Source organism: Limnospira sp. PMC 1279.21 (genome assembly GCF_032349615.1).
Lineage (GTDB): Bacteria > Cyanobacteriota > Cyanobacteriia > Cyanobacteriales > Microcoleaceae > Limnospira > Limnospira fusiformis.
This window is the reverse complement of record NZ_JARPLU010000252.1, coordinates 1,630-4,739: the sequence shown is the minus strand read 5'-3', so window position 1 is coordinate 4,739 and position 3,110 is coordinate 1,630. Positions and strand designations below refer to the sequence as shown.

2 protein-coding genes are annotated in these 3,110 nt (G+C 48.1%); one reads left to right on the top strand and one right to left on the bottom strand.

Annotation, left to right across the window (positions count from 1 at the left end):
- Positions 1-417 precede the first annotated feature (417 nt).
- Positions 418-2,673, top strand: a complete 2,256-nt coding sequence (locus tag P5683_RS22760; RefSeq protein ID WP_006626155.1) for a PP2C family serine/threonine-protein phosphatase — start codon at positions 418-420, stop codon at positions 2,671-2,673.
- 95 nt (positions 2,674-2,768) lie between these two features.
- Here P5683_RS22760 and P5683_RS22755 read toward each other — a convergent pair.
- Positions 2,769-3,110: hypothetical protein (locus P5683_RS22755; protein ID WP_315669484.1), on the bottom strand; the 342-nt coding region annotated here is incomplete at its 5' end.

The window sequence follows — 3,110 nt, the reverse complement described above, 5'->3', positions numbered from 1 at the left end:
CTGCCATGGATTCTGTTCTCAAGGCTGCGTCCTAACCGTATTGACTAGTGCTATACGTCCTAACTTTCCTGTCTTGTGCTATACGTCCTAACTTTTCTGTCTTGTGCTATAAATCCCGGTCCTATGATAACTATACTGGGAGATAATAAGCGCTACAATAGTTCACACCAGCCAGTCACTCAGCGCCAATAACTGTAGGGTGCGTCACATCCCGACAATTTTCGGAAAACACGAAAAGATTACATTTCGTGACGCACGCGCCCCTTCTGCACCACTCTATGTGTTGTTGTTCCAATGCTTGGCTGCTGTCTGTGTCGTAACCCTCGATTGTATTGGTATGAAACGAGACACTCTGGTCTGGTATCCAAATATTCCCTGAACCCAATTTGGTGGCTACTCCAGATGTGAGAACCCTCTATGCAAAATGATATGCGAAAATACTATCTATGGGCGCTCGTTACGGGCTTTGAGGATATGCCCGCTGGAACTTTGATTGCCGATCGCTATCTCAGCCAGGGCGGTCGTATTTTTGTGGACACTCAACCCGAACAACTTCCGCAAACTCCCGGAAATGATATTACCGCCGAGGAGATTTCCTGTTACCTGAAACTGTTTTCTGAGCGACTCCACATTCCCCAGGTCTATGGGTGGATACCTGCAGCCAAAAGTCCCCTAAAAAAAGATATATGGCTGTTAGAAGGATGCCCCATTGAACCTAAGTCGGGGGAACTTCGACCATTACTATCCCAAGTCTGGGAAGAAACATCAGCCATGCGTCAATTAAGCTGGTTATGGCAGATAGCTACATTGTGGTATCCCTTGAGTTGTCAGGGGGTCGCTTCCAGTCTACTTGATTTTGACCTGCTGCGGGTAGAAGGGCCTCTGGTCAGATTATTGGAATTACGCTACCAAGCTAAAGCCGCAGGACTATCTCAACTGGGGTCAGTTTGGCAATCGTTAATTCCTACAGCAGATCGCCGGATTCAGAAATTTTTGGAACAACTTACCCAACAACTGATAGCCGGGGAAATTAGAAAGTCGATGCGCTTGGCCAGTCAACTAGACCAAGCCTTAGTCATTTGTGGACGGTCTTTAGAAAGACAAGTCGATATTGTCACCGTCACAGATGCAGGTCCTACGCGATCGCATAATGAGGATGCCTGCTATCGGTCCGCGTACAACGATGGTATTGATGAAAACTCCATGGCTTTGGCTATTGTCTGCGATGGTATTGGCGGACAGGAAGGCGGCGAGGTGGCTTCTGGTTTAGCTATTGAAATTGTACGGGAACAAATGGAAAAAATTCCCCTACATCCCGCCAATTGGGACCCCCTTTCCTTGACCAATCGGTTGAAGCGAGCCATTAGTATTGCTAACGATGCCATTAGCGATCGCAATGATACCGAAGAGCGCCAGGGTCGTCAACGCATGGGAACTACTATAGTCATGGCTTTGGCTCATGTTCATGAAATATATTTAACCCATATTGGAGACTCCCGCGCCTACTGGATTACACCTGAGGGTTGCTACCAGGTTACCCTTGATGATGATGTCGCCTCCCGAGAAGTTAGACTAGGCTATACTATCTATCGTGAAGCATTACAGCAAGTATCATCGGGAGCCCTAATTCAAGCCCTCGGAATTACCCACTCTCTCAATTTACATCCTACCATCCAGAGATTTCCCGTTGACTCCGATTGTATCTTTGTCCTATGTTCCGATGGATTGAGCGATCGCGATCGGGTAGAACAATATTGGGAGAGCGAAATCTTACCAGTTTTGCAGGGTCAAACTACCCTCCCATCAGTACGAGATCGCCTCTTGAAAATTGCCAACACCCAAAACGGCCATGATAACGTTACCATCGCCCTACTGCATTTTCAAGTTTCCCCCAAGACAATTCAAGACTTACCGGAAATTTCCGTTCCTACCGCCATTAGTCTCAACGATGACACCATAGCCGATAGCTCATCAGACCTCAGCGGTTCTGACGACTCAGCTATGCAAACCGAATTAATTGTAGTTGACAAAAACAAAAGCCGTTCAATTTGGTTATTATCATTAGGCATTTTAATACTGTTGGGTATTGGCGGGGCCTTAGCTTGGACATTCCTAGGGGGTGATCAGACCACAGAACCCGACGAACCGCCTACTAGCACCCCCCTTACCACCAGACCCGCTGATCCTTCTCTCCCTACCCCAACTGTCCCCTATGGCGCAGGTGTTCCGCTTGGATCAGTCATCCAATTGAGTTCTGCTCGCACTATACAGAATAACATCCCCCCAAGTCCTATTGTATTGCACCAAGACTTTGTGGAAGGGGAATTAAAAGGGGAAGTTCCTAGCAATAGTGTCTTTCAGGTTCTCGAACGACAAACAACCCAAAATGACGGAACTTGGGTAGAGTTAAAAGTGTGTTCGGTTCCCTCATCGCATAATCTAGCTACACCAGACAATAATACCCCTTTACCGACAGAATTGGACGACTCCGACCCTCAAGGGATTAATCAACCCATAGATAACCTAGAGGAAATCACCACCCTACAGCCAGGAGACAGAGGCTGGCTCCGAGAGGATGATGTTCAAAGTCTCTGGCTGACTGATGTGATTATTCCACCGGAACAATACGGAAATTGCCAAGTTAATTCAGTCGGAACATTGGGCGATAATTAGCCAGATCTACCACCTAAGAAAGTAGGTTGCTAACTACCTTCCTAGGTGGTTTTGTCTCCCCTCATGGGGCTATGCTAACTCTACCTCTACTATTGCTAATATCCCTCACTAGACCGCGACAGCATCGTTTCGTGGATATGTTCGTCATGGTGACGGGTTTCGGCTAACAGTTCCCGCGCCTGTTCGTCCGCCATACTGTGATTAGGCTCCGAACCAGCTCCACGTGCGCGATCGCTTTCCTGGGCCGCCCGCGAAAGCATGGTTTCGTGTAAATGTTCCTCATGGTGACGGGTTTCGGCTAACAGTTCCCGTGCTTGTTCGTCCGCCATACTGTGATTAGGTTCCGAACCAGCTCCAAGTGCGCGATCGCTTTCCTGGGCCACCCGCGAAAGCATGGTTTCGTGTAAATGTTCCTCATGGTGACGGGTTTCGGCTAA

What these genes read in the sequence shown, in the direction of transcription:
- P5683_RS22760 (WP_006626155.1), top strand. Translation starts at nt 418, where the DNA reads ATGCAAAATGATATGCGAAAATACTATCTATGGGCGCTCGTTACGGGC.